The organism is Maribacter ulvicola (assembly GCF_900155985.1).
GTDB lineage: Bacteria > Bacteroidota > Bacteroidia > Flavobacteriales > Flavobacteriaceae > Maribacter > Maribacter ulvicola.
This window is the reverse complement of the sequence record NZ_FTMA01000016.1, coordinates 1-7,788: the sequence shown is the minus strand read 5'-3', so window position 1 is coordinate 7,788 and position 7,788 is coordinate 1. Positions and strand designations below refer to the sequence as shown.

General features: G+C 32.7%; 6 protein-coding genes and 1 pseudogene. 1 reads left to right on the top strand and 6 read right to left on the bottom strand.

The genetic code is table 11. From position 1 onward, the window contains the following. Positions 1-476: 476 nt before the first annotated feature. The 6 genes from BW936_RS19215 to BW936_RS19805 form a co-directional block, all read right to left on the bottom strand. Positions 477-878, bottom strand: a complete 402-nt coding sequence (locus BW936_RS19215; RefSeq protein ID WP_076551498.1) for a VOC family protein — start codon at positions 876-878, stop codon at positions 477-479. A gap of 162 nt (positions 879-1,040) precedes the next feature. Then, the gene (locus BW936_RS19210; RefSeq protein WP_076551496.1) at positions 1,041-1,436 is read right to left on the bottom strand and encodes a VOC family protein; all 396 of its coding nucleotides are present in this window, start codon (positions 1,434-1,436) and stop codon (positions 1,041-1,043) included. A gap of 59 nt (positions 1,437-1,495) precedes the next feature. Continuing rightward, positions 1,496-1,894 (bottom strand): helix-turn-helix domain-containing protein, encoded by a 399-nt coding sequence (locus BW936_RS19205; RefSeq protein WP_076551494.1) that lies wholly within the window; start codon positions 1,892-1,894, stop codon positions 1,496-1,498. A gap of 421 nt (positions 1,895-2,315) precedes the next feature. Beyond that, positions 2,316-3,968, bottom strand: a complete 1,653-nt coding sequence (locus BW936_RS19200) for a S41 family peptidase (protein WP_159439043.1) — start codon at positions 3,966-3,968, stop codon at positions 2,316-2,318. A gap of 673 nt (positions 3,969-4,641) precedes the next feature. Continuing rightward, entirely contained in the window at positions 4,642-5,562 is a 921-nt protein-coding gene (locus tag BW936_RS19190) for an SH3 domain-containing protein (RefSeq protein ID WP_076551488.1), read from the bottom strand. A gap of 379 nt (positions 5,563-5,941) precedes the next feature. Beyond that, positions 5,942-6,409: a hypothetical protein gene (locus tag BW936_RS19805; protein ID WP_208611148.1), complete on the bottom strand. Its 468-nt coding sequence runs from the start codon at positions 6,407-6,409 to the stop codon at positions 5,942-5,944. A gap of 352 nt (positions 6,410-6,761) precedes the next feature. Between BW936_RS19805 and BW936_RS19180 the strand changes: the two are divergent. Next, positions 6,762-7,730 (top strand): annotated as a pseudogene (locus tag BW936_RS19180) (IS110 family transposase). Positions 7,731-7,788 lie beyond the last annotated feature (58 nt).

Below are 7,788 nucleotides of genomic sequence, written 5' to 3'. Positions count from 1 at the left end.
CGTTGGGGGACATGTCCCCCAACGAATATATCGAAAAGAATCAAAATAGCCCGGATTCTCTACTTTTGACCGGTACATAATATGGGAGGAGGTCACAACAATTATTTATCGAATTTAGAGGTGTCCTAAAAAGGGGAAGGCTACACCTTGACTCAGTTCATGGGAATGCGAAAAATAAATACGATCGTTCTCGCACAGGCGAACAAGGTCATGCACCTGTCCGCAATCGCCTACCATCTCAAGAAGTTTCTAAAAATCGAGAACAAACGCCCGAAAAGCGGGGCGGGGAAGCTTGCCTTAGCCTCATTGGTAAAAAACATGATCAATACGTGAAAAGTCTTTTTTAGCTGCTTCGAAAATTGACGTTCAGTTTTTCACATGGCATAAAAAAGCCCCTTAAAGAGGCTAATATCAATAGTGATTATCTCTAATTATAGGCTTGTGCAACGGTTACCGTTGTTAGGCAATTGGCTTACTTAATTTAAGTTCAGTTGCCAAGAAACTCCGAATTGGTCTTGAATAAATCCAAATTTCTTACTAAAGCCATAGTCATAATCAATTGACATCATAACTTTACCTTTTTCAGATAATTTAGAATTCAGTCTTTTAATTTCCTCTTCGTTTTCACACTCTATGAACATTGAAACTGCGGGTGTAAAATTCCAATCGTGAATAGGAGGGCTATCGCTACACATGAAAATATTTCCATCTAATTCAAAAGTAGCTTGCATAATTTTACCTTCCATATTTGGTTGTTCTTTACTCCAACGAGTTACGTTAATGATTTTAGAATTATCGAATAATTCCACATAAAAATTCATCGCATTTTCAGCATTACCGTCTTGAAAAGTTAGCGATCTAATCATTTGATTTTTCATAATTTATTTTTTACAATTAAAGCATTTTCTAAACTGTCAATTTCTAATCTCAGTAATGTCGTTTTTGGTAGATTCCTGATAAATACAACTAGCTACTGCTAAGCTCAGCAGTGTAATTATTAGTGAATCGTTATTCATTTTAATCATAAGGTGAGATAATTATTATAAGACTTCTATAATTTGAATGTGATTACCGCAAGTATCGTTAAAAACAGCAAGTTTAGCTGCACCCATTTTTGTCGGTTTTATACTAAATTTGACACCTAAATTGATTAGCCTTTCATATTCTTTTTGAACATCGGCAACATCAAATTGAGTGTATGGAATACCAGCTTCAAAAAGAGCTTTTTGGTAGGTCATGGAAGGCTCAAAGTTCATAGGAGCAGGTTCTAATAACAATTCAGGTCCATCTTGTTCTTCTCCTGAAACTAACGTTAGCCATCTGTTAGCCTCCCCAACAGGAATATCTTTCTTTTTTACAAAGTTTAATTTGCTGGTATAAAATTTAAGTGCTCTATCTTGACTTTCAACTGGGACACTAACAAGTTTAATTTTCATAATACTGTTTCATTACTTGATTTAACGCTGTAAAGATTAATAATTGAAATAAAATGAATTTATCGAAAATTGCTTTTTTGATACTTACTTGGTTTAAATCCTGTTTTCTTTTTAAACAATGAACTAAAAGAGCTTAAACTTTCAAATCCAACTTCATAACAAGATTCTGAAACAGATTTTCCACTTTTTATATATTCCTTGGCTTTTTCAATTCTTTTATCAATTAAGTATTGATTTGGAGTTTGACCATAATATGTTTTAAATAGTCTTAAAAGGTGGTACTTAGAAACAAATCGAATTTGAGAAAAGTGTGTTAGGTTTAATTGTTCATTAAAGTTATTGTCAATATAATTTTTTAACCCAATGACTGTATCAATTTGCCATTGGTTAGAATAACAATCTTCCTTAATTCGTAATATTTCTTTTTCGTAAAAATTTACTTTATTGCTTTTTGCCAATGGTCTCGTGTATGAGTAGTAGCGGATGAATATACTAATACTTTCAATTAGCAATATATTAAATAAAATAGAAAAGCATTTTTAGCTTTACTTCAAACGCTATTGCATATATGCGTTGTACGTGCCCAGCTTGTGCATTTTACCATATAGCCATATTTATGATATATATTAAGACTGCAAGTCCCTAATGCGCTGTAGTTGCTTCTAAAAGTATTGGTAAGTTACATCTGAAGAAAGCGAGACTACAAAACTCGGTACTGACGAACAGGAACCGTTCATGTGCACTTCTATGGCGCACAGAAAATTGACGTTCAGCTTTTCACATGGCATAAAAAAAGCCCCTTAAAGAGGCTTATATCAATAGTGATTATTTCTAATTATAGGCTTTTGCAACGGTTACCGTTGTTGGCAACAGTATTTTTTAATTATTAATAAATTCAATTGCCTTTTCAAGAATTTCATCTTTTCTTTCGATTGTCCCTTTAACAGTTGGCTTAACCTCTATGTCAATTTTTACTCCTTTCCTTTGGTTTTCGGTTCCATCAGGATAGAATATACCAACACCGCTAATCTGAGTCTTAAAACCACCTACCATATTAAATCTAATGACATTTCCGTTCGCACCTGAACTTTGAGTTCCAATAGTCGTAACATTGTTACCTGTTTGTAGACACATTATTGTGAACTCACATTGACTTTGGCATCCTTCATCAACCAACAAAACTATTTGACCTTTGTATCTTAATTCTTCACGATTTCCGACATTTCTTACATTAGTCCATATAAATTTACCAGGATAATCAAGGTCAGGCTCTATTGCTTTATAGAAATCTTTTCTTGGTGATGTAATATAATTTGATAATTGATATATGGAAGCAGTAGATGATTGTCTTGTATCAAAAATAATAGCTTTTGAATCTTTTAAAGCATCAAAGATTTCCGCAACTTCAGTATTTTTCAATTTGTCCATCTTGATATAGCCAATATCATCTTTTAAGATTTTATAACTGATATTTCCATTTTCCTCCTTCTTATATTTAAAATCTCGATATAAATATCTTTTTACGGGTTTAATCAAAGTTTTACTACCTCTCATAACCTCCAATTTTAAAGAATCAGTTGGACCATTGAGAATATAATAGCTTGCGTTTAGCATTTTTCTAGCACTATTTGAACCCATAATATATTTTTTTTCTTCTTGGAATATGGTCTCGATTTTTTTGCCATTAGCCTTTGTTATAACATCTCCGATTCTTAAATCATTCAATTTTGCTAATGAATCATTGTAATACTCAGTAACTATTGCCTTACCTTCAATTAGCCTGAATTTTATCGGTAGATAAAAATGACCAAAATGGAGATATGTTTTTTGGGTGTTCAATCTAACATGGCTATCATCGATGCTAGAGGCTAATTCTACCATTGCTAGATGAAAATCTATTTCCGATTTTGAGTGAGAGAATTTTGGAATCATTTTTTCCAAAACATCATCCCAATCCATATCGGTTTGATATTTGGCAGGGAAAAAGTACTCAATCATATTCCAATAACGGAACAGAGAAAGCAATCTAAAGTTTTCATCTTGCCAGTCAAAATTTTCATAGTCATTCTCATTTGTAAAATCTGCAATTTTGAGTCTACGGCTGTAATGCTTGACATAGTGTTTTTTTCCTTGATGCCTGTTGACCTCAATGTGTCTTAATTTTTTGGAAAGCTCTGGGGTAAATATTTGACTGTTATTTAACCAGTTTAAATCAAAATTCATATCAAAGTATTCGTGTTTTTTATTTTTATCACAACTTTTACATGGTTTTATTTGTCCCAAACCATTAACCCAATTCAAATAGACTTTGGAAAGTTGTTCTTTGTCTTGACTGTCTTTAACTTTTGGTAAAATCTTAAAGAGTTCTTCGTCCCAATCATATTTTCCGTCAGCCACTTCTGGATGATAATATTTTAAAAAGCCCCAAACTTTTGCAGTTGTTGCTAATTTTTCGGTTTCGGTAAGTTCGTTTTGTGCGAATAGGTTATTTCCACAAAAGAAGATTATAAGAAGGAATATCGTTTTTTTCATATGTTCGGTAATATACATGGTTTACAAAAGTTATAGATTAGAGATTACACTAAATTAGTTTCTAACCTCACTGATTGTTCTTTTTTTCTAAATACATGTTGATCAAAGTAACCTAAAAATACATTTTTATAAGCACTCTCCAAATACCATTGCCCATGTCCAGTACTCCAATGTGTTTGTCTTGGAGCGAAGCCGAATGGTAAACCCAATTATTAACCTTTCAACTTATGGCTTCTTTTTTGGTAATTTTTAGGACTTTCATTTGTGTATCATAATAAAAGTCAGGTGTTTTTTATGGGAATGGTCTGCTAAAGAGCTCATGAACCGAGGCAGGTGTTTTCGGCACCTTGACCCAGTTCATGAGACTGCTAAAAATAAATAGGATCGGACTCGCTCAGGCGAACAAAGTCATGCGCCTGTCCGCGATCGCCTATCATCTCAAGAAGTTCCTAAAATTCGAGAACAAACGCCCGAAAAGCGGGGCGGAGAAGCTTGCCCTGCCATTATTTGTAAAAATCATGGTTCAATACGTGAAAAGCCTTTCTCCAATGCCCTTAAAATTTAGGTACAGCTTTTAACATGGCATAAAAAAAGCCCCTTAAAGAGGCTTATATTAATAGTGATTTTCTCTATTTATAGACTTGTGCAACGGTTACTTTTGTTGTGTGTAGTTTTATTTCACAATTTTACCTTTAAAATATTTTTTCACACCACTGTTCCCCAAGTAATCCATATAACTATAAATAAACTCATTGTCATTTATCCAGCAGAACTTATCGAAATTGCATACATTGTTTCCGTAATTTTCACTTCCCCAACCAAATTCGACTAAATATCTATAACCTTTTTTTGTTTTTTCTTGAAAGAAATAACTACTACATTCTTGACCAGGAAACCAGCCATTTAATCTAAAATTTTTATTAGGAGATTCTACAATATATTCAGGATTCCCAACTGTTTCTAAAGATTCTCCAGTTTTGATTGAAATAGAATAATCACTTGTGTGTCCTCCTTCAAATAGTATAATTTCTTCAATAGGATAATAGGCAACAAAACTATAATCATTATTTTTTTGATTTATATGGAGTACTTGCCCATTATCTAATGTAATTTCGTCAATTGTATATCCTAAATATTCAATGTCTTTCCATTTGACTTTTGAGGCTAATAGCTTTTTTATTTTTTCTATTGATGTAATTTTTTTTGTTTTAATTGGAGATTTGTATTCTCTAAAAAGTTCATTAAATTTTAAACTGTCCAATTCTTTAGTGTCTATTTTTATTTTATTTAGTTTTTCAATAAATCCATTAAACACAAAACCTTCTTCTTCATATTCATACTCAGATTTTAATTTTGATACTATATATGGGAAATTATTATATTTAATTTTTACCCAAGTTCCATTAATTGTATCATTGTTATCAATAATTTGCTTTTTTACTTCAGTTTTTTTTAACACTTGTACAGTACTTCCATAAGGTAACTTACCTATTCTTTTGGAATTTGAATTAGCTTGTTCTCTAATGATTAAGCCTGTTGATGCATTAATAAAGAATAACTCATTATCTTGACTTTTTACTTCAAGAAAACTCATAGTACAAATATAAATTAAGAGTAAATTTCTCATTTTTTTGTAATTACACACAACTACCTTTGTTTTAGCACTAAGCCGCAATTATACAACCAACTATAAACAACAAAATTGCTACTATCCAATTATCTTTTCCAGCATAAAATAATCCCGCAGGAGTAATTCCATAAACTTGAAAAATATTGCTATTAGTTTTTAAATCGTTTTCTACAGATAATGATATTACGTTGTGTATATTGTCTACTTTCCTAAGTGTTGACTGATGTAAAGCGACGTAATCTCAATTATTAAAAGCATTGGCTTCTTGTTCTCCATTTAAAAAGCTAGCCATAGTTATTTTGTTTAAATTATATAGCGATTCCATTCTAGGATGTGGACAATATTATTTTCCATAAATATCAATAAGCAATCTAGCTAAATCTATCTTTAGATTATCATTAATTTGTGTCGGATTACCACCCAAAACTTTATATCTATGATTAATTGCTTCAAATCCAAAATTAATATTGCGCATATTAATATGAATCCAATTTTTATCTAAATGTTTTTTGACAAATTCGAAATATTCGTCAAGCATTTCCTTTTCTAATTGATTGTAATGTTGATTAATTTGACTTGGTAAAATTCCTTTTAATTCAGCAATTTTGTGAATTGAAAAAGAGTGTGATTGCGCATTTCTTAGATATCGAACTGCGATTGATGTAATTCTTGGTGTGTTACCTTGTGGTAGGTTGAAAAAGCTTTCACAGGAGTAGTGAATTATCAAATATTCGGATAGATTATCACTGATGTTTTCAATAATTTCCTTGGCTTTCTTTCTTTTTTTATTTCTCTGTGATGCTTTTGACATTCTGTTTTTTAAATTACCTCTAACGGTTTTGTATATGATACGTTGCGTGTGTAAGCAACTAATTTAGCAAATAAAAACCGAATAGAAAATCCGCGAGGATTTTCGTAAGTAGGCTCTCACTAGCAATGGATTATATACGTCTTAAGTTTGATTCTCAGTAAATTGTTGATATAATTAGAAAGAACAAAAGAGAGAATTAAGGTTACTATACACGGTGAAGCTTTAGACTTCGACAACATTGATAATCCTCTCTCTTTTACTACTTAGATCACGTTCAGTTCTGTGAGACTTTAGATCTCGTTTTCAAGTTGTTGTGAGCAGAAGTAGCCGGTTCTTTCATAAATCATTTTCTATGAATAAATATAAAGAAACTTTTGGAGTTGACATCAGTAAAGATGTCTTTGATGTACATGGTAGTAAAACAGGTTACCACCAGTATAGGAACAATGAAGCGGGGTTCAGGAAATACCTAAAGGAATTGCCCAAAGGTTCATTGGTGGTTATGGAAGCTACCGGTTACTATCATTATAGACTTGCCCAGTTTCTTTACAAAAATTGAGTAATAGTTTCAGTAGTAAACCCATTATCTGTCAAACGTTTCATTCAAATGAAACTTGCCAAGGTAAAAACGGACAAGAGCGATGCTAAAGCTATATGTGAGTATGCCCTTATCAACGAAGCTCCTATTTATAATGCCTTGACGGATATCCAAAACGAATGTTTACAGTTGTTCCGCTTATTGGATACCTATCTAAAACAACGTACCGCAACCAAGAACAAGATACATGGGGAAGCTGTTCTGGGTATACCCTCAAAGTTTGTTTATCGTTCCTTGATACGTAACAAAAAGCAGCTCAATAAAGAAATAGCTGCTATCGAGTCAAAGATTCTATCATTGGTGAAAGAGGACCAACAGGAGCAATTGACCTTGTTGATGTCGATACCTGGCATAGGTCAAAAAACTGCCTTGTTCTTAATTGTTGTCACTGATGGTTTCAAAAAGTTCGAAACCGCAGCACAGCTTTGCAGTTATGTAGGTATAACCCCCACGATACGGGAATCCGGGAGCAGTGTAAGAGGTCGTGCACGAATAAGCAAGGTCGGTAATAGAAAGCTTCGCAATCTATTGTTTCTATGTTCTTTCAATGCCTGTAAACACAACAAGGCATGCAAGGAAGTATATGATCGAATCGTGAACAAGGGCAAGAGCAAGAAATTGGCACTGATAGCCGTTGCCAACAAACTATTAAAGCAGTCTTTTGCTATCGCAAAAACTGGTAGGCCATATGATGAAACTTACGTTTCTATATTGCCTAGATAAATAGCGGATACATTGAATAAAAAAAGCTCAAGAATCTGTTTTTTGAATCTATGAGCCT

What these genes read in the sequence shown, in the direction of transcription:
- BW936_RS19215 (WP_076551498.1), bottom strand. Translation starts at nt 878, where the DNA reads ATGAAAAATCAAATGATTAGATCGCTAACTTTTCAAGACGGTAATGCT.
- BW936_RS19210 (WP_076551496.1), bottom strand. Translation starts at nt 1,436, where the DNA reads ATGAAAATTAAACTTGTTAGTGTCCCAGTTGAAAGTCAAGATAGAGCA.
- BW936_RS19200 (WP_159439043.1), bottom strand. Translation starts at nt 3,968, where the DNA reads ATGAAAAAAACGATATTCCTTCTTATAATCTTCTTTTGTGGAAATAAC.
- BW936_RS19190 (WP_076551488.1), bottom strand. Translation starts at nt 5,562, where the DNA reads ATGAGTTTTCTTGAAGTAAAAAGTCAAGATAATGAGTTATTCTTTATT.
- BW936_RS19805 (WP_208611148.1), bottom strand. Translation starts at nt 6,409, where the DNA reads ATGTCAAAAGCATCACAGAGAAATAAAAAAAGAAAGAAAGCCAAGGAA.